The organism is Aquimarina amphilecti (assembly GCF_900109375.1).
In the GTDB taxonomy this organism is placed as follows: Bacteria; Bacteroidota; Bacteroidia; order Flavobacteriales; family Flavobacteriaceae; genus Aquimarina; species Aquimarina amphilecti.
This window is the reverse complement of sequence record NZ_FOAB01000001.1, coordinates 878198-903064: the sequence shown is the minus strand read 5'-3', so window position 1 is coordinate 903064 and position 24867 is coordinate 878198. Positions and strand designations below refer to the sequence as shown.

Sequence of the window (24867 nt, the reverse complement as noted above, 5' to 3'; positions counted from 1 at the left end):
TAGAATTATTTATCGCAGCTCTTTTTCTAAAAACTTAGCAGTATAACTCTTTTTATTTTTGATAATCTGTTCAGGTGTACCTTTTGCGACAACTTCACCACCATTTTTTCCTCCTTCGTATCCTATGTCGATAATATAATCTGCCATTTTAACTACATCTAGATTATGTTCAATAATTAACACAGTATTCCCTTTATCAACTAATTCATTTAAAACTTCCATTAATACTCTGATATCTTCAAAATGAAGTCCTGTTGTTGGTTCGTCTAATATATAAAAAGTATTTCCGGTATCTCTTTTAGATAATTCAGTAGCTAATTTAATTCTTTGTGCTTCTCCACCAGATAGCGTAGTAGATTGTTGTCCGAGAGTAATATATCCTAAACCTACACTTCTGATAGTTTTAAGTTTTCGGAAAATTTTCGGAATCTGTTCAAAAAAATCACAGGCTTCATTAATAGTCATCTCTAGTACATCAGAGATGGATTTTCCTTTATATCTTATTTCTAGAGTCTCTCTATTGAATCTTTTACCCTGACATGTTTCACATTCCACATATACATCTGGTAAGAAGTTCATTTCAATAACTCGTAGACCACCACCTTTACAAGTTTCGCATCTTCCGCCGGCTACATTAAAACTAAAACGTCCGGGTTTGTATCCACGGATCATAGCTTCAGGTGTTTTAGAGAATAAATTTCTAATTTCTGAAAATACGCCTGTATAAGTTGCAGGATTTGATCTTGGTGTTCGACCAATTGGTGATTGGTTAATATCAATTACTTTGTCAGCGTTTTCTAACCCCTTAATTTTTTTATAAGGCATTGGTTTTTTAACCCCGTTAAAATAATAAGCATTTAAAATAGGGTATAGAGTTTCGTTGATTAGGGTAGATTTACCACTACCAGAGACTCCAGTAACCGCTATCATTTTTCCTAAGGGAATATCAATGGAAACATTTTTCAAATTATTTCCCGTTGCTCCTGTTAAAGAAATTTTCTTCCCGTTTCCTTTTCTCCTTTTTTCAGGAACTTTGATTTCTTTTTTACCACTTAAATAATCAGCAGTAAGTGTTTCGTGGAGCATTAAGTTTTCAGGAGTACCTTCACTTATAATTTCTCCTCCGTGTTTGCCTGCTCTAGGACCAATATCAATAACGTGATCCGCTCGCTCTATCATGTCTTTATCGTGCTCTACTACGATAACTGAATTACCAATATCCCTAAGCTGCACTAAAGAGTTAATTAACTTTTCATTGTCCCGTTGATGCAAACCAATACTGGGCTCATCTAATATGTACAAAACTCCAACTAATTGAGATCCTATTTGTGTTGCTAATCGAATTCGTTGTGCTTCTCCACCAGAAAGTGATTTACTGCTGCGGTTTAAAGATAGGTAGGTCAATCCAACGTCAATTAAAAACTGTATTCGTGCATTGATCTCTTTCAGGATTTCACCAGAAATTTGTTTTTGTTTATTACTTAGTTGTTCAGGTAGTTTTTTAAACCAATCTGCTAATTCACTAATGTCCATATTAGCTAGATCGGCGATACTTTTTTCGCCAACCTTAAAGTATAATGATTCTTTTCTTAGCCTGGATCCATTACATTCTGGACATTCAATATTGTCCATAAAATCCTTAGCCCATCTGCGTAAAGAAGTAGAATCATTATTTGTATAAGTATTGTCTATAAACGTAGCAATTCCTTCAAAGTCAATCTTATAATCTCTCTTAACGCCAAGAGTTTTACTATCTACAGTGAATTTTTCTTTTCCTCCATAAAGAATGATTTCCATTGCGTCTTCAGGAATCTTTTTTATAGGATCACTTAATTTAAAATCAAAACGCTGTGCTATTAATTCTAACTGTTTAAAAATCCAGTTATTTTTTTGTGGGCCTTGAGGTACTAATCCACCTTTTTTGATAGATATGGAATCATCAGGAATAATTTTTTTTACGTTTACTTCGTACAGGTTACCTATCCCATTACATTTTGGGCAAGCACCTTTTGGCGAGTTGAATGAAAAGTTATTCGGTTCAGGATTGGGGTAGGAGATTCCACTAGATGGACACATCAGACTTCTACTAAAAAATCTAGCTTCTGTGCTATCTTGTTCAATTACCATCAATACATCATCCCCGTGATACATTGCGGTATTGATCGTTTCCATTAAACGTTTAGAGTTATCCTTGTCATTTGTTACCGCTAACCGATCAATCACAATCTCTATATCGTGAGTTTTGTAACGATCTAGTTTCATCCCTTTGGTAATATCTTTGATCTCACCATCGGTTCTCACCTTTACAAAACCTTGTTTAGCAATTTGCTCAAAAAGTTCTCTATAATGCCCTTTTCTTGATCGTATGACAGGAGCGAGAATGTTTATTCTTTTTCCATTAAAATCTTTAAGAATCAGGTCTTTTATTTGCTCATCACTATAACTTACCATTTTCTCACCAGTGTTATAGCTATAAGCATCACTTCCACGAGCAAATAATAATCTTAAAAAATCATAAATTTCAGTAATAGTTCCTACTGTACTTCTTGGGCTTTTACTTGTGGTTTTTTGTTCAATGGCAATTACTGGGGATAGTCCATCTATTTTATCTACATCCGGTCGTTCTAGACTTCCTAAAAATTGTCTGGCATAAGCAGAAAAAGTTTCAATATATCTGCGTTGTCCTTCTGCATAAATGGTGTCAAAAGCTAATGATGATTTACCTGATCCTGATAATCCTGTAATAACAACAAGTTTTTCACGGGGTATGGTTACATCAATATTTTTTAGATTATGAACTCTTGCACCTAAAACTTCAATATTTTCCTCTGACTCTGCCATAAATTTTTAACCAAGAGTGCAAATGTAGTTATTTGTAATGTGTTAGTAAAATGCCGTTGGCTTTTACAATTGTTAAATAGCTGTTATAATTTTTTAACTATGACTACATAAAACCGTGATACTTTTTTATTTTAGCTTAAAAACGTAAATAAATGATATTAGGAATCGGCTCTAGAATTAAACATTCAACATATGGATTAGGTGTAGTTACCAATGTAACATCAAAAATGTATTGGGTAACTTTTATAGAAAATGGATTAGAAACTATTGATGTAGACGAAGATTTTGAAGTAATTGATGGGGTAGAAGAAGAAGTAGATACTGTTAGTTTTTATGAAGTGGAAAGAACATTTCGAGAGCTATTAAAAAAATATAGCGATATATCTGAAGTTGTACCAATTGCTGATAAATGGAAAGGTGGTAAAATCATATTAGAACCTGGAGATACGAATTTAACTTCTAAAGAAATCCCAATTGACACCTTTTTTCATAAAATAGTAATGGTGCGTGATCGTATCCGTGTTATGGAACAAAAAATAAATAGTTCTAAGGTAATAGATGATCAAGATAAAGTGGATTTACAACAATATATTACCCGTATGTATGGCAGTTTGACAACATTTAATGTGCTTTTTAAGAATAAATCTCAGCAGTTTACAGGAAGTAGTAAAAAATAAATGACTAGATATCCTTTAATAAAAAAAATTGGATTGATTTCCGGACCTATTCTGTTCTTGTTATTAATCAATTTACCTTTCGTATTCGTTTCAGAGGTTGCAGACAAGGTAATCTCGGTCGCAGTATGGATGATTGTTTGGTGGATTACAGAGGCAGTGTCTATATCTGTAACAGCATTGATTCCATTAATTTTGTTTCCTCTAATAGGAGTTTTAGATTTAAAAACGGTTTCCCAGAGTTATGGTAGTCCAATAGTTTTTTTATTTTTTGGAGGATTTGTAATGGCTTTAGCTTTAGAAAAAGTAAATCTTCATAAACGTATTGCCTTATCTATTATTAAAATAACAGGAACTAGTCCTGATCGAGTAATTCTTGGGTTTATGATTGCTACAGCTTTTATGAGCATGTGGATCAGTAATACGGCCTGTACAGTGGTTATGCTCCCCATAGCGCTATCAGTAATTCAATTGTTAATAGATGATAAGGACGGTTTTACTAAGAATGATCGAAATTTTGCTTTGAGCATAATGTTAGGTATTGCTTTTTCTGCGAATGTAGGGGGAGTTGCAACTATTATTGGAACACCTCCAAACTCTGTTTTGGTTGGATTTTTAGAAAATGAATATCAAATAGAGATCTCTTTTCTTAATTGGATGTTATTGGCGTTTCCTTTTTCTGTTTTGATGATTGGTATTGTCTATGTAGTTATAGTAAAATGGATATATCCCAATCGAATTAAAAGTTTTACTGCGTCAAAAAACGTAATTGATCAGGAGTTAAAAAAACTTGGTAAGATTAAAAAGACAGAAAAAAGAGTGTTAACTATATTTTGTGCAGTGATATTTTTATGGATCTCTAGAACTACGATTAATGGGTTTTTTCCGGAATTGACTTTGTCAGATACAGGTATTAGTATGATGGGAGCATTTGCACTATTCGTAATTCCGTTTAAATTGAGTAAAGGAGAGTTTACCTTGATTTGGAAGGATACACAAAAACTTCCTTGGGGGATCTTAATTCTTTTTGGTGGTGGATTAGCGTTGGCTAGTGGTTTATCTCATGCAGGATTAATAGAATTGGTAGCTAATATGATTGCTGCTAATAAAGGGCTGAGTTTATTGGTTGTTACTTTATTATTAATTGTTTTCATGCTTTTTATGACTGAATTGATGAGTAATGTAGCGTTGGTTGCGATTTTTGTTCCTGTAGTAGCTGGAATTGCTTTAGGGTTAGATATACCGATACTCCATTTATTAATTCCTGTAACAATGGCTGCAAGTTGCGCTTTTATGTTGCCGATGGCAACACCTCCTAATGCTATTGTATTTGCTAGTGGTTATGTAAAGGTGTCTGAAATGGTAAAAGCAGGATTGATTCTAAATATTATTTCGGTAATACTGTTGGTTTTGTTGTTTAAGTTTTATGTATCGTTATTGTTTTAGTATTAAGTGAAAAAAGAAAAATTCTTAAACGCGGGAGCTGTAAGTATAAGTTGATGTTATTGCTCTTGATTCCAGGCTCTTAAGTTACTAATAGGGATTCCAATACCTAGTGTTTTATGATATTGCGCTAAATATGCGCCACTGTCCGTAGTTTTCCAACGTTCCCAACTGGCCTCTATACCGCCTATAGGAATTAATGAAACCCACATTTGATAGGTTGTCGGTATATAGTTTTCGTCCACTTTCCATAAATATGAATCTCCGGGAGTAGTACCTCCTGAGCTATAAGTAACTAATAAACCTTTAGTGTTATTTTCTAGATTGATTAATTTTCGAGTTACTCCTTTATCAAAAAGTTTGTGTGGTGCTACTACCCAAAAAGAATCATTGTTAAAGTAGGAGAGCGCTTTGTTTAATAACTTATCTTTTTCAGGAGAATTAATCAATTTACCATTTTCAGTAATGATACTGTTTTCGAAATTTTGTAGATCTAGATTTGCTTTATAGGTATCCCATTTTACTTCGACTTTTCCAGATTTTTTATCCCAGAGATAATGATTTTTGTCTCTAAAAGACCACTGTATATAATCCGTATTGATGAATTTATCATGATGGACTGCTTTTTGGATTTGTAAAGCAAAGTTATCAGCTTCTTCTCCTTCAATGCCATCAGGCATTTTTTGATGCAGAGAAAAATATAGAATAGCAATTAAAAATATTACAATGACCAATATGCTGGTGAAAAATATTTTTAAAAGTTTAAAAAGTCTTTTTTTCAAGAGAGTAAAGTTTTATTCAGTTTTAAAGATATTAAATCAAACTGAAATTATAATGAAGCATAGTATTCAAAAGCATCAATTATTACATCATCAGATACTATGCAGTTATATTTTGCATCACCAATTGTATTTAATAAAACAAAATAGATATTTCCTTTTTCATTCTTTTTATCATGAATTAGTAGTTCCATGATTGCTTTGTAATCATTAGGATCTATATCGATTTTTGGAAATGTAGCTAAAATTACTTGTGTAATCTGAATAAGCTCTAGTTCTGTAACAGATAGTTGAGCAGCAGAAATAAATCCTTCTAAGATCATTCCAATAGCAATTGCTTCTCCGTGGAGTAATTCAGGTTTTTCTGGATGTGTTAGGTAAAACGATTCAATAGCATGACCTAAGGTATGACCAAAATTTAGATATTTTCTAATATTCTGTTCTGTTGGATCTTCAAAAACAATTTTATTTTTAATTAATACAGAATCATAAATTAATTGATCTAAGTCATCCGTAGTAAGCTTAGAAAGGTCGCTCATTTTATCCCAATATGCTCTGTCTTGTATTAATCCGTGTTTTAGCATTTCTGCAAAACCGCTACACATTTGATTAACAGGCAGAGTTCCTAAAAATTCAGTATCCACAAGAACCATTTCGGATTCGCTAATGACTCCCACCATATTTTTAAGATTCCCAAGATCCACACCTGTTTTTCCTCCAACAGAGGCGTCCACCATTGCTAATAAAGAAGTTGGTACATTGATGTAATTGATGCCACGTTTATAAGTGCAGGCAATAAAACCTCCTAGATCAGTAACTACACCACCTCCTAAATTGATTAATAGACTTTTTCTATCTGCTCCGTACTCTGCAAGTACGTTCCAGATGCTTGTACAAGTATCTATGTTCTTGTTGATTTCTCCAGGTTCAATCTCTAATACTTCGATCTCATATTCTTTTTCAATTTTACTCATAAAATGAGCGTAACAATTTTGATAGGTATTACTATCTACAAGAATAAAAATCTTCGAATGGTTTGCTTTTTCCAAATAAGCATTAAGAGCAGTGTAGCATTCATCGTTAAAATATACGATAGAATCTTTAGAAACTATGGGCTTCATAAATGGTGTTTTAACAGGCTGTGAAATTAAGTAGAATTTGTAATAAAATAAACTTCCAAGTTCTATATTTGCAGATATCTTAAAACAAATAGGTGGTATGTGATAATACCATTGTTATTTTAATGAATTTAGGTTGATTGTTAAGAATCTTTAAAATTTAGACTTAATGAAGGAACATACTTTGTTTGATAATACTGAAACTGCTTTTGCTTTAAAAAGTGATTCGGAACTGGAGAGAGCATACTTTCTTTTTAAAATGATAGCTAATGAGCCACTTGTTCGTATAGGTACTGCGGTGACTAATTTTGCTTTAAAAGCTCATCTTCCTGTAAAGGGGTTAATTAGGGCAACAGTTTTTGACCATTTTTGTGGAGGAGTAGATGAAGAAGATTGCATTCCAGTAGTTGAGAGAATGTATGAAAAAGGTAGAGTTTCATCTGTTTTAGATTATTCTGTAGAAGGAAAAGAAGAAGAAGAACAATTTGATCATGTGCTAGATAAAACCATGGGGATTCTAGATTTTGTGGATCAAAAAGAAGCTATTCCTTTTGGGGTATTTAAACCTACAGGTTTCGGAAGGTTTTTAGTGTGGCAAAAGAAAACTGAAGGTGCTACATTAACTGGAGAAGAAGAGGAAGAATGGAATAGGATAGAAGAACGGTTTGATGAAGTGTGTAAAAAAGCATATGAATGTGATGTCCCATTGTTGATTGATGGAGAAGAAAGTTGGATGCAAGATGCTGCTGATGAGTTGGTAGCTAAAATGATGCGAAAGTATAATAAAGAAAAGGCTATTGTATATAATACACTACAGTTATACAGACATGATCGATTGGCTTATCTAAAAGAATTACACGAAGAAGCTAAGGTATATGGTTTTAAGATAGGAATGAAAATTGTTCGAGGCGCCTATATGGAAAAGGAAAATGATCGTGCGGCAGAAAAAGGGTATAGAACACCTATCTGTGAAAACAAAGCCGCTACGGATCTTAATTTCGATACTACTTTGGATTATATATTGCAAAATTTAGGAGATATTGCTGTATTTATAGGAACTCATAATGAAGATAGTTGTTATCAAGCTATTGAATTGATGAGAAAACAAAAAATAGTAAAGAATGATCCTAGAGTTTGGTTAGGACAATTATACGGTATGAGTGATCATATTAGTTTTAATTTGGCTGCAGAGGGATATAATGTTGCAAAATATCTGCCATTTGGTCCTGTAAAGGATGTTATGCCTTATTTAATTAGAAGAGCGGAAGAAAATACTTCTGTTGCTGGACAGACAACTAGAGAATTAGATTTGTTATCTAAGGAAAGAAAAAGAAGAAAGTTGTAGTTTTAGTACATGAATCTAAATCAAGTTACAGTTCCGTCTAAGAATGTAGAAAAATCTATTTCTTTTTATGAGAAACTAGGTATACGATTAATTGTTAAGGCTTTGCCTCATTACGCTCGTTTCGAGTGTTTAGATGGAGACGCTACATTTTCTATCCATCAGGTTGAGAAATTGCCTGAAGGAGATGGTGTTTATGTTTATTTTGAAACAGAACGGTTAGATGAGGAAGTAGAACGTCTTCGGAATGAGGGAATAGAGTTTGATCAATTGCCAATTGACCAAAGTTGGTTGTGGAGAGAAGCAAGGCTTAGAGATCCTGATGGAAATCAAATCATATTGTATTTAGCAAGGGATAATCGCAAAAATCCACCTTGGAGAATTAATTAATGATACATTTATAATACTTAGATTGAACTTAATTTAATAGATATACTGAAATCTATACTAATTTGATTTTTATAGTTGATGAATGACTTAATACTTAATAAAACATTTACTGATCAAGATTTTTCAAATCAAAAAGTGCCAGGTGCAGAATACGATAATTGTACATTTGTTAATTGTAATTTTACAGAGACAAATTTATCTGTTGTATTATTTTTAGAGTGTACGTTTACGAATTGCAATTTCACCAATGCTATGGTAAAACAGACTTCGTTTAGAGATGAATGTTGTTTTGAAAATTGTAAATTACTTGGAGTGAATTTTAGTAGTTGTAATAATTTTATGTTTTCTGTAAAGTTCGTTGATTCTAGTTTGGATTATGCTTCTTTTTATGGTTTTGAACTGAAAAATACTTCATTTGTAGGGTGTAAACTAATAGGTGCTGATTTTACAGAAGCGGTTGTTACTGGCACTGAATTTAAAGAGTGTGATTTATCGACTGCTATTTTTGAGCAGACAAATGTAGAAAAAGTCGATTTTAGAACTGCAAGAAATTTTGATATAGATCCTGCCAATAATAAATTAAAGAAAGCTAGGTTCTCTAAAAACAATATAGAAGGTTTGTTAAAAAAGTATGATTTACTTATTGAATAGATTTCATAACACTTTCTAGAACATTTATAACTGTGATGATTTCCTTTTTATTTAAAGCTGCAAATCCTATCCTTATCCCATTATGTCCAGAATTGTTATTATCATAGCGTTTCCATTCTGGGTTAAAAGCGATATTTCGTTTTAGTGCCGCAGTCATTACAATATCCCAATTATAAGGCTTCTTCAGTTGTACCCACACTGCCATTCCACCTTTTGGTATTTCAAAATCAAAAAAATCTGTTAGTTTTTCTTTTAGTAAACCGCAGAATAGGTCTCTTCGTTCTTTATAGATCTTTCTTACTTTGTTGCTATGTCTTTGAATATCTCCATTAATAATCATTCTGGCTAATGTTTGTTCTAATAAAGTGTCGCCTTGTCTGTCTAAAATCCGCCTTAACCTCGCAGCTTCATCAACAACTTCTTTAGGAGCAACAAAATAACCAATTCGTAATGCTGGTGCAATAATCTTTGTAAATCCTCCGATATAAATTACATTTCCATGTGTGTCGTTACTAGCTAATGGTAAAATGGGAGCGTTATTATAATGAAAATCATAGTCATAGTCATCTTCAATTATTGCAAAGTTATTTCGTTGTGCTAAGTCGAGTAAATGCATGCGCCTGTCTGCCGATAAAGTTACGGTAGTAGGATGATGGTGATGTGATGTAACATAAACAGCACTAATAGTATGTTTTTTGCATACTTCCTCAATTTCTTTAGTGTTAATACCTTGCTTATCTACAGAAACACGTTTTATGATCCCATTTGCTTCGGTAAATGTATTATCAGCTGTCATGTAATTTGTATCACCAGTAATTACAATTTTTTTATCATTTAATAATAGTTGACTAGCAAGATAAATACCCATTTGACTCCCTCTGGTAATAAGTATATTTTCTATGGATGTTTTTAACCCTCTACTTTGATTCAGATAGTCTACTAATACTTTTCGTAATTCAATATTTCCGTGTGTATCACCATATGTTAATAGTTCCTTGTGATGTTTTTTATTTGTAATATTTCTATAATTTTTGGCTATATCTTCTATGGGTGCTAATCGGTGGTCCGGAACACCTTCATCTACTTTGATTGTAGCTTTTATAGTTTCTAGACCTTTTATAATAAGATGCTTACGCTTTTTAAATCTAAAGCCAATACTGTTTTTAGATTCTAAAGAATTGGTAGATTTTGTGATTTTTTTTGGGTTAATAATTGGTAAATTTTTATTTACAAAAGTTCCTTTTGCGGGAATACTTTGAATCCAATCTTGTGACATCAATTCATCATAAGCTGCTACTACAGTTTTGCGATGGATGTTTAAATCTTCTGATAATTTACGTGATCCAGGAAGTTTTGTGGATGGAGCTAATTTACCAGATTTTATAAAGCCTATTATTTGATCACATAGTTGTAAGTATATATGTCTGCTAGAGGCTCTATCTATTATAATATTGCTTTTAAAAGGAAATATAACCGGACTACTCATATTGTATGAACTGGATTACTTTAACAATCCACAAAACTACTAATTTTGAATCAAATCAAAAAACGAATAAGTAATGTCAGAATATCAAGTTACATCTCTTAATAAAATAATTAGAGGAGCAAAAAGAGGAACCTATAATAAAGAAGAAATTAATAAAATTTTAGATGATACTTTTTTATGTCATGTTGGATATGTTTGGGATAATCAAGCAATAGTGATACCTACTGCATATGGTAGGGAGGGAGATACGATTTATATTCACGGTTCATTAAAAAACAGAATGATGGTTAATTTGTTGGAAGAAGGCAAGGCAAGTATTTCCGTTACTCATCTTGATGGGTTGGTTTTAGCAAGATCGGCTTTTCATCATTCCGCTAATTATAGATCCGTTACTGTTTTTGGTAATGTGCGTAAAGTAGAAGAGCCTAAAGAGAAGATGAACGCTTTAGAATGTATTTTGAATCATATGGTCCCTGGACATTGGGATAATGTAAGACGACCAAATGAAAAAGAATTTAATGCTACTTTAGTAATGGCTATTAAAATCGATACTGCCTCTGCTAAGGTTAGGGCAGAAGGTGTTATAGATGAAAAAGAGGATCATGATTTACCAATTTGGGCTGGCGTGATACCAATGAAAGAAGTAGCATATGAGCCAATTTCGGAACCTGATCTAAAAAATGGAGTTGATATTCCTGATGCAGTATTAAGATATGTGAATAATAGAAGTTGATATTTAACTTAATAATGTTAATTTGATTGATATGTTAGAAATTAGACCTACTTGTGAGAACTGTAATGTATTATTGCCTAACAGCAGTAAAGATGCGATGATTTGTACTTTTGAATGTACATTTTGTAAAGATTGTGTTGATAATATACTCCACAATGTTTGCCCTAATTGTGGAGGAGGTTTTACTAAAAGACCATCTAGACCTTCTGAACTTTTAGAAAAATACCCTGTAAGTACTAAGGTTGTTTATAGGCCTATTGATAAAGAGATGTTTAATGAACTATTGCAGAAATATAGGGATATAGATTCTAGAGAACGCTAGTTAGAGTGAGTGTACAGATACGAATAGCTACGATTAAGGATGTTTCCGATATTTCTTATCTAGGAAAGAAAACATTTGATCAAGCTTTTGGATATCTTTTTAGAGATAAGTAGGATCTAATAGATTATTTGGAGAAGACATTTTCTGAAGAAAAATTGAGAAGTAGTACCCTAAAATTGGATAACATATTTTGGATTGTATTTTATAAACAAAAAGCTATAGGGTGTGCAAAAATTCAGTTGCAAACGCAGTCTAAGTTTCTTAAGTATAGAAAAGTTTGTAAACTACAAAAACTCTACATTTTAAAAGATTATGTTTCAAAAGGGATAGAAGCCCAATTACAAAAAATAATAATCAATAAAGCAATAGGGAATAGTTACGAATATATTTGGTTGTCTGTACTTAAGTCAAATTAAAGAGCAGTAGCTTTTTACAAGAGAGACCATTATACTATTGTAGGAGATCACCTTTTTGATATTGGTAAAGAGGATTTTGATTTTTGGGTGATGAGCAGAAAAATTTGACTATTTTAACATTTCTAAAGCGTTAACTTTGGCAATAGAATCACAATTTGTGATATGTAATCCTATCTTCTTTTCTTGTGCCTTACCTTCTATAAAATAAGTATTACAAGAATCTAATTTTGTATTACTCTTTCCAAAATCTACGCTTCCTGAAGCTAATATGGTTGAGATGTCGGCAGTATCTATACTATGTTTTTGCATAGATGCTAAAATATCTTTTGAAAATACACGTTCCTTGATTCTAATGTTTTTAAGTACTCGGGCGTTTGGAGAATAGTCACAAGATGCATTTTTTCCGCCTAAAAAAAACATGAGTAAAAACAATCCAATAATAAATCCGAAAAAGTAAAATCCCAGTCGATGCGCTAGTTTCATAGATGTTCTAAAATCAATGATCAAAAGTAATGAAAGTTTTGCATTTATAAACTTTCTATACAGCAAAGAATCTCAAGTAAAATTTCCTAATTATTAAAATTAAAGGATTAATAAGTTGATATCACGATAAGAAAGATCAAACCAATCAGCTATTGATTTACTGGTTAGGATTCCGTGATAAAAATATAATCCACTCTTTAGACCTCGATCGAAACGTACAGCATTCTCGATACCTCCCTCATCTCCAATTTGTAACAGGTATGGGGTAAAGATATTACTAATAGATAAAGATGAAGTTTTTGCGTAACGTGATGGGATATTAGGTACGCAATAATGTACCACTCCGTGTTTCTCAAAAGTAGGATGATCATGTGATGTTACTTCACTGGTTTCGAAACACCCGCCCATATCAATGCTTACATCTATAATCACAGCACCATTTTTCATGCGTTCTACCATAGTTTCTGATACAATGATTGGTGATCTGTTTTTTCCTCTAACAGCGCCAATAACAACATCGCAACGTCTTAAGGCTTTTAATAAATTTTTGGGTTGTATTGTTGAGGTGTATAATGGTCTCCCTATGTTGGTTTGAATACATCTAAGTTTTGTAATAGAATTGTCAAACACTTTTACATTAGCTCCTAATCCTATGGCAGAACGAGCTGCAAATTCACCTACTGTACCTGCACCAATAATAACTACTTCTACCGGTGGTACGCCACTGATATTACCCATCATTAAACCTGAACCTTGAGTAGCGCTGCTCATTAACTCTGAAGCTATTAAAACTCCAGCAGTACCTGCAATTTCACTTAACGCTCGCACAGCTGGATATGCTCCATCGGCATCTCTAATAAATTCAAATCCTAAAGCAGTAATTCTCTTTTTTGCCAATTCTTGGAAATATACCTTAGATTGAGTTTTTAACTGCAAAGCTGAAATTAATACAGTTTGCGGATTAATGTGTTTTAATTCTTCTATAGAAGGCGGTTCCACTTTGAGAATAATAGGGCAACCAAACACTTTTTTAATATCATTGGTGATTTCTGCTCCTGCTTCACTGTACTCACTATCAGTAAAACTTGCTCCCAGTCCAGCATTGGTTTCTAACAATACTCTATGACCATGAGCCGTTAAAGCCGCAACGGCATCGGGAGTTAGGCATACTCTTTTCTCCTGATAACTAGTTTCTTTAGGGATCCCAATAAAAAGTTTTCCTTTTTTTCGTGCCACTTCAATCATTTCTTCCTGTGGCAGGAGTTGTTCTTTAGTAAAAGGAGAGGATGGTTTGCTCATTTGTGTGATATTCTATATCTCAAATTACGAATAAAAAAGGATAGCATCCAAATTTAGTATTGCAGTATTTATGAAGATTTATATGTGTAATAAAGAATTAGACGGATATAATTCCATTATATTCAAAACCTAGTAAATTTTGATGTTTTGCAATTATCGAAGTTTGTTCCACCAAGGTTTTTTGTTGGATTTTTTAATGTTGTCTAACTCGGATAAATCAATATTATGAATTTTGTCAAATATTTTGACTCTAATTGCATAAACAATAGAGATTATAACGATAACAAAAGGAATTAAATAATAAATTTCTTGACTATCAACTATTTCTGAGTCTTCATTTAAGATTGATATTAGTTGAAAAAAATACAAACCAATTGGGATTAAAATTATTTTACTCCACCAATTTTTACAAGTAAGATACCATATAATAAAGAGCGTAAGAGGAATTAATTTACTTAAAGCTACCCATATAAAAGTACTTACACTTTCGTAGTATTTACTTTGATAGGTGAAAAAAGAATTTTCCCAGATGGCACCATCTGGGAAAATATCTGTGAAATAAAACAAGAAAGGTATAAAAGCTATTAAAATTGCAATGATACTACCTGTTCGTAGGCTTTTTAATTTTTGGTTTGATGTGGGTTGACATGGATTTTGAGATAGCTTTTCCTTGTTGGGTGTTGTCATTTTGTGTGGTTGAGGTATTGAGTTTTGTCTGGTTGTCATTATCTACATCGGAGATCATGTAGGTTGATAGGGAAAATAAAAAACTAAAAATAATGGTTGTTGTGATTTTCATCTTTATAGGGTTTAAATTAGTTAAGGCCCAAACTTAGATGAAAATCTATCGGTAGCTCAATTTAAAAAAATTGTAGTTTTGCAAGCTGTAAGAACGCTATTTTGTTACTGAAAAAAAGTATCTCTCTTACGTGATTCCTGTTGAAAACCATATTTTTATCGATTAAGTACTAGTAAAAAACAACAATAAAAATAGACTATTATAACTGTAAGAAAAAGCGTAACTCTGTTAAAGTTTATTAAAATAGCTTTTTTAACATCTTTTTACCCTAAAAAAAGTACTCTTTTACCATCGTTTAGAAGTTCGATTTTAACTTTAACACTATTTTCTGGTAATAAATTAGATATTTTTTCTGGCCATTCTATAAAAATCCAGGCATTTGTATCGAGGTATTCTTCAAAACCAATATCATATGCTTCTTCTTCGTCCTGTATTCTATAAAAATCAAAATGATAAATAGTATTTTCCTCTCCTTTATATTCATTTACTAAGGAGTAGGTTGGGCTAGAGATTGTGTCTAGAACACCTAATTGTTTGCAGATCTCTTTTATTAGGGTTGTTTTACCAACTCCCATCTCGGCATCAAAGAGTAATGTTTTACATTTTGAATTGGTAATAATTTGTTGTGCAGTTTGCGAAAGTTCGTCTAGGGTATACGTTATTTTCACTACAATTCGTTTTTTAAATGACTTATAAAGGTTCAATAAAGCATATGTAACAATTTTATTGTTACATATGCTATTTAATATATGTTTTGTTTATCGAGGATTTAAAACCGCAAAAGGGATGATCATTTCCTCAAGAGAAACTCCTCCATGTTGATATGTGTTTCTATAATAACTTACATAATGATTGTAGTTATTAGGATAGGCAAAGAAATAATCACCTTTAGCAAATATAAACGAACTACTCATATTTATTGAAGGTAGATGTATTGTTTTGGGATTCGTTGCTGCTAGGACTTCTTTGTTTTCATAGGTAAGGCTTTTACCCGTTTTGTATCGTAAATTTAAGCTAGTATTCTTATCACCAATAACCTTCGAAGGATTTTTTACATTGATGGTTCCGTGATCCGTAGTTATTATTAATTTGAATCCCATTTGTTGGGCTTGTTGAATCATATCCAATAAAGGGGAGTTCTTAAACCAACTCTGAGTTAATGATCGGTATGATTTATCATTAGAAGCTAACTCTTTTATTACTTCCATTTCTGTTTTACTATGCGATAGCATGTCGACAAAATTATAAACTACAACAGTTAGGTCGTTATCTTTTAATCCTTTAAAATTGGCAGCTAAAGTTTTTCCAGATCTTTCATTGGTAATTTTATAATATTCGTGTTTAATATCAAGGCCTAATCTTTGTAATTGGGCGGTAAGGAATTCATTCTCGTTCATGTTTTTCCCTCCTTCATCTACATCGTCTAACCAGAGGTCTGGATGCCTTTTCTTCATGTCTTCAGGCATAAGCCCCGAGAAAATGGCATTACGGGCATACTGTGTAGCTGTAGGTAGAATACTGCAATATGATATTTCCTCTTCTTTTTTGTAATAATTATTGACAATAGGCTCAAAAGCTTTCCATTGATCATATCTCAGATTATCAATAACAATGAATAACGTAGGTTGATCTTTACTGATTTCAGGAACCACTTTTTGTTTAAATAATGTATGAGACATAATTGGCGCGTCTTCATCACCATTAAACCAATCTGGATAGTTCTTGTCAATATATTTACAAAATTGCGAATTTGCTTCGACCTTTTGAGATTCTAGAATCTCAAACATACCAGTATCTTCAATGTCTTCCAACTGAATTTCCCAATACACTAATTTTTGATATAATTCTACCCATTCCGAATAAGAATTTACCATAGCCATATCCATTGCTATTTTTCTAAATTCTTGCTGATAGTTAGAAGTAGTTTTCTCTGAAATTAACCTAGAATGGTCTAAATTCTTTTTTAAACTTAGTAAAATTTGATTTGGGTTTACTGGTTTAATAAGGTAATCAGCAATTTTACTTCCAATTGCTTCTTCCATAATATATTCCTCTTCACTCTTCGTAATCATTACCACAGGAAGACTATCATTTTTTTCTTTAATTTCTGATAATGTATCAATTCCAGATAGTCCAGGCATATTTTCATCAAGAAAAACAATATCAAAATTTTCTTCTTCGAGTGTTTCTATTGCTTCGGTACCACTTTGGCATTTGGTAACTTCATAATTTTTCTTCTCGAGAAATAATATATGTGGTTTCAATAAATCAATTTCATCATCTACCCAAAGTATCTTTATGTTGCTCATTCTATGCTGTTTTTTATTCGTTATTATCGGATGATTATGTCTTGAAAAATGTAATATGAATATTTATTTAATAATAATTATTTCTATAATTACATTTTTATTAAGTGACGACTTCTATTTTAAATAATTACAATTTTACTTTCAATATATAAAGGATATAGTATAATTCATAACGGTTAATTCGTAATTCTGAATTCATACATATATATTTGTTGATAAAAGTATCATAAACTTGAAAAAAAGAAATAAACTCAAAATATTAAACGATCCAATTTACGGTTTTATTACCATACCTAATGAACTAATTTTTGATCTCATTGAACATAAATATTTTCAACGACTGCGAAGAATATCACAGATGGGGTTATCCTATTTGGTGTATCCTGGAGCGCATCATACAAGATTTCATCATGCTCTAGGCTGTATGCATTTAATGCAGAATGCTGTGAGAGTCCTTCGTTTTAAGGGAGTTAGTATTTCTCCTGAAGAAGAAGATGCTTTGTGTATAGCTATATTATTGCATGATATTGGGCATGGTCCTTTTTCTCATGCTATGGAACATAGTATCGTGAATGAAGTAAATCATGAGGCTATTTCCTTAATGTTTATGGAAGAAATTAATAAAGAATTTAACGGGAGTTTAACGCTTGCTATACAAATTTTTAAAGGAGAGTATCATCGCCAGTTTCTTCATCAGTTGATTTCTGGACAGTTAGATATGGATCGATTGGATTATCTAAAACGTGATAGTTTTTATACAGGAGTAGCAGAAGGTAATATAAATAGTGAACGTCTTATAACGATGCTTAACGTTGTAGAAGATGAATTAGTAGTCGAAGAAAAAGGAATATACTCAGTAGAGAAGTTTTTATTAGCAAGGAGGCTTATGTACTGGCAAGTATACTTACATAAAACAAGTATAGTGGCAGAAAGTCTATTAATTAGAGTTCTAAAAAGAGCAAAAGAATTAGTTGATCAAGGAAAAAGACTAAATGCCAGTAAGCCATTATTGTTTTTTTTAGAGAATAAAATAACAGCAGATAATTTTACAAAAGAGGTTTTAGAAACCTTTTCAAAATTAGATGATTATGATATTGTTTCTGCAATGAAGGAATGGACTACTTCGGAAGACTTTGTATTGCGTAACTTATGCAATATGATAATTGATAGAGATTTATTGCGTATTAAGATTAAAAAGAAAACCTTTAATCCTGAAAAAATAAATAAGCGGATTGATGATTTTAGAGCAAAATCTAAAATTTCAGAAGAAAAAGCACGTTATTTTATATTTACTGGAATGATTTCTAATCAAGCTTATCATCAAAATAAGCAGAATATAAATATTCTATATAAATCAAGCAAAATAGTTGATATAGTGAGTGCTACGGATCAATTTAATTTAAAGGCGCTATCAAAACCAGTAACTAAATATTTTATATGTTATCCAAAGTACATAGATTAACACATTTTTTATACTTTTGTTGCTAATGATTTTTACAGCCACACAAATTGCAGGTATTCTAAATGGTGAAATCGAGGGAGATGAAACCGTAGAAGTATCAAAACTAGCAAAGATAGAAGAAGGGACTAAAGGTTCGCTCACGTTCTTATCTAACCCCAAATATACTCCATACATTTATTCTACTGATGCGTCAATCACTATAGTAGATAAAACATTTGAAGCTGAGTCTGATATTAAGACCACTTTGATTAGAGTAGATGATGCTTATAAAGCATTCTCACAGTTATTGGATTATTACAATATGGTAAAGATGAATAAAACAGGTATTGAACAGCCTAGTTTTATTTCGGAGACTGCTAAATATGGAGAGAATATGTATTTAGGTGCATTCTCTTATTTAGGTGATAATGTAAATATTGGAGAAAATGCCAAAATCTATCCCAATGTTTATATAGGAGATAATGTAACTATGGGAAATAACGTTGTTGTTTTTGCAGGTGCTAAAATATATTCTGAATCAATTATAGGTGATGATTGTGTTATCCATAGCGGTGCCATTGTTGGTGCAGATGGATTTGGATTTACACCTAATGAAAAAGGAGAATATAGTAAGGTTCCTCAAACAGGAAATGTTATTATAGAATCTAATGTAGATGTTGGAGCAGGAACAACAATTGATAGAGCTACTCTAGGGTCGACTATTATTCGAAGAGGAGTAAAGCTTGATAATCAGATTCAGATAGCACACAACGTAGAGATAGGAGAGCATACCGCTATTGCTGCCCAAACGGGGATTGCAGGTTCTACCAAAATAGGAAAGCATTGTTTAATAGGAGGCCAGGTTGGTATTGCAGGACATCTAGTAATAGGTAATAATGTCAGAATTCAAGCTCAATCAGGCATCGGAAGAAATATTAAAGATGGAGAAGCTATTCAAGGTTCTCCAGCACTAGGGTACTCAGATTATAATAAATCTTATGTACATTTTAAAAATTTACCCAAAATTGTAGATAGAGTATACAAACTTGAGAAAAAGATAGATGACAATGAGTAATTCCGTTGCAAACAAACAAAGAACTATTCAGAAAGAAGTAGAACTTAAAGGAGTAGGACTTCATACAGGAAAAGAAGTTACACTTACTTTTAAACCTGCACCTGAGAATCACGGATATGCTTTTTGCCGTGTTGATTTAGAAGGAAATCCAATTATAGAGGCAGATGCTAATTATGTTGTAAATACTCAAAGAGGTACGAATCTTGAGAAAAATGGCGTTAGTATTCAGACTTCAGAGCATGTTTTGGCTGCTTGTGTTGGTCTCGAAATTGATAACCTTTTAATAGAACTTAATGCTTCGGAACCTCCTATTATGGATGGTTCTAGTAAGTTTTTTATACAAGCTTTAGAACAAGCAGGTATCGTGGAACAAGAAGTAGAAAGAGATGAATACATTGTTAAAGATGTAATTTCGTATACGGATGAAGAATCTGGTAGTGAGATTATTGTAATGCCATCAGATGAATATCAGGTAACTACAATGGTCGATTTTGGCACCAAAGTTTTAGGAACCCAAAATGCTTCGTTAAAACACCTTTCAGAGTTTAAAGAAGAGATAGCAGACGCTAGAACATTTAGTTTTTTGCATGAACTAGAAATGTTATTAGAACATGGTTTGATAAAAGGGGGAGATTTAAACAATGCGATAGTTTATGTGGACAAGGAATTAAGTTCAGGTACCATGGAAAAACTAAAAGTCGCTTTTGGAAAAGAATCTATTGCTATAAAACCAAACGGAATATTAGATAATTTAACGTTGCACTATCCTAATGAAGCTGCAAGACACAAATTACTAGATGTTATAGGAGATCTTGCCCTTATAGGAACACGTATTAGAGGAAAAATTATAGCAAATAAACCAGGTCATTATGTAAATACTCAATTTGCTAAGAAACTTTCTAAAATCATTAAAATTGAGAAGCGAAATAAAGTTCCTAAGTTTGATTTAAATCAGGAACCTTTGATGGATATCAATAAGATAATGACTATGCTTCCGCATAGACCACCTTTTTTATTGATAGATCGAATTTTAGAAATGTCGGATAAGCATGTTGTAGGAATGAAAAATGTAACGATGAATGAACCTTTTTTCGTTGGACATTTCCCTGGAGCACCAGTAATGCCTGGAGTTATGCAAGTAGAAGCAATGGCACAGACAGGAGGTATTCTCGCACTTAGTACAGTACCAGATCCAGAAAATTACTTGACTTATTTCATGAAAATTGATAAAGTAAAGTTTAAACAACAAGTACTTCCTGGAGATACATTGATATTTAAGTTAGAGTTGTTAACTCCTATAAGAAGAGGTATTTGCCATATGCAGGGTTTTGCGTATGCTAATGGAAAATTAGTTACTGAAGCAGAACTCATGGCACAAATAGTTAAATCAAAATAATTATTTAATATATATGTTATTATATATTAAAACATTAAAACAAAATAAATGAATCAGCCTTTAGCATATGTTCACCCAGGAGCAAAAATTGCAAAAAATGTAGTTATCGAACCTTTTACTACGATTCATAATAATGTAGTTATAGGTGAAGGAACCTGGATTGGTTCTAATGTTACTATAATGGAAGGTGCTCGTATAGGTAAAAATTGTAGTATTTTTCCTGGAGCTGTTATTTCTGCAACTCCTCAAGATAAAAAATTTAATGATGAAGATACTACGACCGAAATAGGAGATAACACTACGATCAGAGAATGCGTTACTATTAATAGAGGTACTGCGGATAGAATGAAGACCAAAATTGGTAAGAATTGTTGGATAATGGCATATTGTCACATAGCACACGATTGTATAGTGGGTGATAATTGCATATTTTCTAATAATAGTACATTAGCAGGTCATATTAATGTTGGAGATTATGTAGTTTTAGCTGGTATGGCAGCAGTTCAGCAGTTTTGTAGTATAGGTAATCACGCGTTTGTAACAGGTGGTTCATTAGTTCGTAAAGACGTACCTCCATATGCAAAGGCAGCTCGTGAGCCGCTTTCATATGTTGGAATAAATTCTATAGGATTACGAAGAAGAGGGTTTACGACAGAAAAAATAAGAGAGATACAATCTATTTATAGAATATTGTATCAAAGTAACTATAATAACTCTCAAGCAGTAGCAATTATAGAAGCAGAAATGGAAGCTACACCTGAACGAGATGAAGTATTAGAGTTTATTAAAAACTCTCAAAGAGGTATTATGAAAGGATATTTTTCTAATTAGATAATACTTATAGAAAAGAATATAACAATAAGTAATAGAAGATAACAATGGCAAGTACTAGTGATATTAGAAACGGATTGTGTATTAAGTACAATCATGATATATTTAAGATTATAGAATTTTTACATGTAAAACCAGGAAAAGGTCCTGCTTTTGTTCGTACAAAATTAAAAAGTGTTACTACAGGGAAAGTGATTGATAATACATTTTCTGCAGGTCATAAAATAGATGAAGTTAGAGTAGAGACTCACAAGTTTCAATTTCTATATGCAGAAGGAGATACATTCCATTTTATGAATACTGAAGATTATAATCAAATTACATTAGAGAAATCTTCTCTTGATGCACCAGGATTGTTAAAAGAAGGTGCAGTGGTTACTGTAATTATAAATTCAGAAGATCAAATGCCACTTTCTGTAGAAATGCCTGCAAGTGTAATTTTAGAAGTTACAGCTACTGAGCCTGGAGTAAAAGGAAATACAGCTACAAATGCTACAAAACCAGCAACTGTTGAAACAGGAGCAGAGGTAATGGTACCTTTATTTATTAATGAAGGTGATAAGATCAAAGTTGAAACAGAGAAAGGAACTTATAAAGAACGTATTAAAGAATAATTAATACACAATAATTATATTCTGAATTTCAAATTATATAATGAAGTTTCCTCAAACACATACTCTTAAACAAATCGCTACTATAATATCTTCGGAATTTATAGGAGATGAAGATTTTCCTGTTCTAGGAATGAACGAAATTCATGTAGTGACACCTGGTGATATTGTTTTTGTAGATCACCCTAAATATTATGATAAAGCATTAGAAAGTGATGCTACTGTGGTATTGATTAATAAAAAAGTGTCTTGTCCTGAAGGGAAAGCTTTACTTATTTCTGATGATCCTTTTAGAGATTTCAATAAGCTAACTACATATTTTAAGCCTTTTGAAAAAGCTACTTCCATAATTTCGAATACAGCAAAAATTGGAACTAATACAGTAGTTCAACCTGGAGTTTTTGTGGGTAATAACGTAATTATAGGGGATAATTGTTTGATTCATTCTAATGTTAGTCTTTATGATAATACTGTCATAGGGAATAATGTGACTATACATTCTGGAACTGTATTGGGAGCGGATGCTTTTTATTATAAAAAAAGACCAGAAGGTTTTGATAAATTAATTTCTGGAGGTAGAGTTGTGATAGGAGATAATGTTGATTTAGGTACATTATGCACTATTGATAGAGGTGTTACAGGTGATACTACGATACAGGAAGGATCAAAAATAGATAACCAAGTTCATATAGGTCATGATACTGTTATTGGAAAAAAGTGTTTAATTGCTTCTCAGGTTGGTATTGCTGGATGTGTTGTAATTGAAGATGAAGTTACTTTATGGGGACAAGTTGGAGTTACTAGTGGAATAACTATTGGTAGCAAAGCTGTAGTTTCCGCACAATCAGGTATTAGTAAATCATTAGAGGGTAATAAAAGTTATTTTGGTACACCTGCGGATGATTTTAGAAAAAAATATAAAGAAATTGCAGCGATTCGGCAAATACCCGAAATAATAGAAAAATTGAAGAATAATGAGTAAAACAGCAAAAGAGGTAGTTAAGTCCTTTTATCAGACGGATTTGATTCATAATATAGATGCCTTTTCTGAATATTTACATCCCGAGGTTGAATTAAATTGGAATAGTAGCTTTGGCTATAATAAAAAAGGTTTCGAGGATATTAAGATGATGTTTAAGGAAATGTCTAGTTCATTCGAAACTTTTAAATGTGAAATTAGTCATCTTTTAGAAGAAGATGGTATGGTGACTATCAGGTATACATATGTTGCTACGACTATAGAACGACCAGATAAAGAAGAAGCAATAGCACATTTTATTGCAATCTGGGAGTTAAAAAATGATAAATTATATAGAGGATATCAAATAAGTCAGCAAGGAGATAATACGCAAGAGAATTTAAAGTCATTTTTTTCTAAATAGATTATTTATATCTAAGAAATTAGGTTCGGTTTTTTATAAAACTTCATTAAAAGCTTTATGAAATCAAAAAATTAAAAAAATGTTTTTTTTTGATTTTTCATTTTAACTATAATGTTCAAAACCGTACTTTTGAAACTGCTAAAAAAAATAAAAAAATCATAACGCAATGAGTGTTCTAGTAAATAAGGATTCTAAAATAATAGTTCAAGGTTTTACAGGTAGTGAAGGTACTTTTCACGCAGGTCAAATGATCGAGTATGGTACCAACGTTGTCGGTGGAGTTACTCCAGGTAAAGGTGGTCAAGTTCATCTTGATAAGCCAGTTTTTAACACGGTAGAAGAAGCAGTTAAGCAGGTGGGAGCAGATACCACTATTATTTTTGTACCACCAGCATTTGCTGCAGATGCTATTATGGAAGCAGCGGATGCAGGAATTAAAGTTATTATAACAATTACAGAAGGTATTCCTGTTGCGGATATGATTACTGCTTCTAACTATATAAAAGATAAAAATTGTCGTTTGATCGGTCCTAACTGCCCAGGTGTTATTACTCCAGGTGAAGCTAAAGTTGGTATTATGCCAGGATTTGTTTTCAAAAAAGGAAATGTGGGGATTGTTTCTAAATCTGGAACTTTAACATATGAAGCGGCTGATCAAGTTGTAAAACAAGGATTAGGAATTACTACTGCGATAGGTATCGGTGGAGATCCAATTATTGGAACTACTACAAAAGAGGCGGTTGAATTATTGATTAACGATCCAGATACAAGTTGTGTTGTAATGATAGGTGAGATTGGAGGTCAGTTAGAAGCTGATGCTGCAAAATGGATTAAAGAAAGCGGAACTTCTAAACCAGTTGTTGGGTTTATTGCTGGAGAAACTGCTCCTGCAGGTCGTACGATGGGGCACGCAGGTGCTATTGTAGGTGGAAGTGAAGATACTGCTGCTGCTAAAAAAGCGATCATGAGAGAATGTGGAATTCACGTGGTTGATTCTCCAGCGGAAATTGGTAAAAAAGTTGCTGAAGTATTAGGTTAGAAAATAC

The 24867-nt window shown here is 32.3% G+C and carries 25 protein-coding genes; 16 read left to right on the top strand and 9 right to left on the bottom strand.

Annotated features, from left to right (window positions below; translation table 11 throughout):
• Positions 1 to 9: 9 nt before the first annotated feature.
• Positions 10 to 2841: an excinuclease ABC subunit UvrA gene (gene uvrA, locus BMY33_RS03970; RefSeq protein ID WP_091405893.1), complete on the bottom strand. Its 2832-nt coding sequence runs from the start codon at positions 2839 to 2841 to the stop codon at positions 10 to 12.
• A gap of 152 nt (positions 2842 to 2993) precedes the next feature.
• On the opposite strand from uvrA, the gene BMY33_RS03965 reads away from it, so the two are divergent.
• Positions 2994 to 3518, top strand: coding sequence for a hypothetical protein (locus BMY33_RS03965; protein WP_091405891.1), 525 nt, complete (start codon positions 2994 to 2996; stop codon positions 3516 to 3518).
• Positions 3519 to 4961, top strand: coding sequence for an SLC13 family permease (locus BMY33_RS03960; protein WP_091405888.1), 1443 nt, complete (start codon positions 3519 to 3521; stop codon positions 4959 to 4961).
• Between the two features lie 56 nt (positions 4962 to 5017).
• Here the strand turns inward: BMY33_RS03960 and BMY33_RS03955 are convergent, their stop codons facing one another.
• A complete protein-coding gene (locus BMY33_RS03955; RefSeq protein ID WP_139195581.1) occupies positions 5018 to 5740 on the bottom strand; it encodes a hypothetical protein in 723 nt (240 codons plus the stop codon).
• A gap of 47 nt (positions 5741 to 5787) precedes the next feature.
• Positions 5788 to 6858: a 3-dehydroquinate synthase gene (gene aroB / locus BMY33_RS03950; RefSeq protein WP_091405885.1), complete on the bottom strand. Its 1071-nt coding sequence runs from the start codon at positions 6856 to 6858 to the stop codon at positions 5788 to 5790.
• Positions 6859 to 7024: 166 nt separating this feature from the next.
• Between aroB and BMY33_RS03945 the strand changes: the two genes are divergently transcribed.
• The 3 genes from BMY33_RS03945 to BMY33_RS03935 all read left to right on the top strand — a co-directional run bounded on the left by BMY33_RS03945 (position 7025) and on the right by BMY33_RS03935 (position 9238).
• A complete protein-coding gene (locus BMY33_RS03945; RefSeq protein WP_091405884.1) occupies positions 7025 to 8200 on the top strand; it encodes a proline dehydrogenase family protein in 1176 nt (391 codons plus the stop codon).
• Positions 8201 to 8209: 9 nt separating this feature from the next.
• The gene (locus tag BMY33_RS03940; RefSeq protein WP_091405882.1) at positions 8210 to 8587 is read left to right on the top strand and encodes a VOC family protein; all 378 of its coding nucleotides are present in this window, start codon (positions 8210 to 8212) and stop codon (positions 8585 to 8587) included.
• A 78-nt stretch (positions 8588 to 8665) separates the two neighbouring features.
• Positions 8666 to 9238 (top strand): pentapeptide repeat-containing protein, encoded by a 573-nt coding sequence (locus tag BMY33_RS03935; protein WP_091405881.1) that lies wholly within the window; start codon positions 8666 to 8668, stop codon positions 9236 to 9238.
• Here the strand turns inward: BMY33_RS03935 and pdxR are convergent.
• Positions 9228 to 10724 carry a MocR-like pyridoxine biosynthesis transcription factor PdxR gene (gene pdxR / locus BMY33_RS03930; protein WP_091405879.1) on the bottom strand — a complete coding sequence of 499 codons (1497 nt, stop codon included), beginning with the start codon at positions 10722 to 10724 and terminating at the stop codon, positions 9228 to 9230. The genes BMY33_RS03935 and pdxR overlap by 11 nt on opposite strands.
• 73 nt (positions 10725 to 10797) lie before the next feature.
• Between pdxR and BMY33_RS03925 the strand changes: the two genes are divergently transcribed.
• From BMY33_RS03925 to BMY33_RS23995, 3 genes are all read left to right on the top strand, one after another.
• Positions 10798 to 11457: a pyridoxamine 5'-phosphate oxidase family protein gene (locus BMY33_RS03925; RefSeq protein WP_091405877.1), complete on the top strand. Its 660-nt coding sequence runs from the start codon at positions 10798 to 10800 to the stop codon at positions 11455 to 11457.
• Positions 11458 to 11488: 31 nt separating this feature from the next.
• A complete protein-coding gene (locus BMY33_RS03920) occupies positions 11489 to 11779 on the top strand; it encodes a DUF1272 domain-containing protein (RefSeq protein ID WP_091405876.1) in 291 nt (96 codons plus the stop codon).
• A gap of 128 nt (positions 11780 to 11907) precedes the next feature.
• Entirely contained in the window at positions 11908 to 12195 is a 288-nt protein-coding gene (locus tag BMY33_RS23995; protein WP_425284215.1) for a GNAT family N-acetyltransferase, read from the top strand.
• 108 nt (positions 12196 to 12303) lie between these two features.
• Here the strand turns inward: BMY33_RS23995 and BMY33_RS03910 are convergent, their stop codons facing one another.
• The 5 genes from BMY33_RS03910 to porX form a co-directional block, all read right to left on the bottom strand.
• Complete coding sequence (locus tag BMY33_RS03910; protein ID WP_342028413.1) at positions 12304 to 12702, bottom strand: hypothetical protein; 399 nt, start codon at positions 12700 to 12702, stop codon at positions 12304 to 12306.
• 75 nt (positions 12703 to 12777) lie between these two features.
• Entirely contained in the window at positions 12778 to 13977 is a 1200-nt protein-coding gene (locus BMY33_RS03905; protein WP_091405873.1) for an alanine dehydrogenase, read from the bottom strand.
• Between the two features lie 153 nt (positions 13978 to 14130).
• The gene (locus BMY33_RS03900; RefSeq protein ID WP_091405872.1) at positions 14131 to 14664 is read right to left on the bottom strand and encodes a hypothetical protein; all 534 of its coding nucleotides are present in this window, start codon (positions 14662 to 14664) and stop codon (positions 14131 to 14133) included.
• A gap of 375 nt (positions 14665 to 15039) precedes the next feature.
• The gene (gene tsaE, locus BMY33_RS03895) at positions 15040 to 15444 is read right to left on the bottom strand and encodes a tRNA (adenosine(37)-N6)-threonylcarbamoyltransferase complex ATPase subunit type 1 TsaE (protein ID WP_091405870.1); all 405 of its coding nucleotides are present in this window, start codon (positions 15442 to 15444) and stop codon (positions 15040 to 15042) included.
• Positions 15445 to 15534: 90 nt separating this feature from the next.
• The gene (gene porX, locus BMY33_RS03890; protein ID WP_091405868.1) at positions 15535 to 17085 is read right to left on the bottom strand and encodes a T9SS response regulator signal transducer PorX; all 1551 of its coding nucleotides are present in this window, start codon (positions 17083 to 17085) and stop codon (positions 15535 to 15537) included.
• A 232-nt stretch (positions 17086 to 17317) separates the two neighbouring features.
• Here porX and BMY33_RS03885 point away from each other — a divergent pair, with 232 nt between their 5' ends.
• From BMY33_RS03885 to sucD, 8 genes are all read left to right on the top strand, one after another.
• Complete coding sequence (locus BMY33_RS03885) at positions 17318 to 18547, top strand: HD domain-containing protein (RefSeq protein ID WP_091405867.1); 1230 nt, start codon at positions 17318 to 17320, stop codon at positions 18545 to 18547.
• A 25-nt stretch (positions 18548 to 18572) separates the two neighbouring features.
• Positions 18573 to 19601, top strand: coding sequence for a UDP-3-O-(3-hydroxymyristoyl)glucosamine N-acyltransferase (lpxD, locus tag BMY33_RS03880; RefSeq protein WP_091405864.1), 1029 nt, complete (start codon positions 18573 to 18575; stop codon positions 19599 to 19601).
• Positions 19594 to 20997 (top strand): bifunctional UDP-3-O-[3-hydroxymyristoyl] N-acetylglucosamine deacetylase/3-hydroxyacyl-ACP dehydratase, encoded by a 1404-nt coding sequence (locus BMY33_RS03875; protein WP_170836997.1) that lies wholly within the window; start codon positions 19594 to 19596, stop codon positions 20995 to 20997. Before lpxD ends, BMY33_RS03875 begins: the two co-directional genes overlap by 8 nt.
• A gap of 48 nt (positions 20998 to 21045) precedes the next feature.
• Positions 21046 to 21828, top strand: coding sequence for an acyl-ACP--UDP-N-acetylglucosamine O-acyltransferase (lpxA, locus tag BMY33_RS03870; protein ID WP_091405859.1), 783 nt, complete (start codon positions 21046 to 21048; stop codon positions 21826 to 21828).
• Between the two features lie 47 nt (positions 21829 to 21875).
• Positions 21876 to 22442 carry an elongation factor P gene (gene efp / locus BMY33_RS03865; protein ID WP_091405856.1) on the top strand — a complete coding sequence of 189 codons (567 nt, stop codon included), beginning with the start codon at positions 21876 to 21878 and terminating at the stop codon, positions 22440 to 22442.
• A gap of 40 nt (positions 22443 to 22482) precedes the next feature.
• Entirely contained in the window at positions 22483 to 23421 is a 939-nt protein-coding gene (locus BMY33_RS03860; RefSeq protein WP_091405853.1) for a UDP-3-O-(3-hydroxymyristoyl)glucosamine N-acyltransferase, read from the top strand.
• Positions 23414 to 23821 (top strand): nuclear transport factor 2 family protein, encoded by a 408-nt coding sequence (locus BMY33_RS03855; protein WP_027391651.1) that lies wholly within the window; start codon positions 23414 to 23416, stop codon positions 23819 to 23821. The genes BMY33_RS03860 and BMY33_RS03855 overlap by 8 nt, the downstream gene beginning before the upstream one ends.
• A gap of 166 nt (positions 23822 to 23987) precedes the next feature.
• Positions 23988 to 24860 (top strand): succinate--CoA ligase subunit alpha, encoded by an 873-nt coding sequence (sucD, locus tag BMY33_RS03850; protein ID WP_091405851.1) that lies wholly within the window; start codon positions 23988 to 23990, stop codon positions 24858 to 24860.
• The last annotated feature ends 7 nt before the right edge of the window (positions 24861 to 24867 follow it).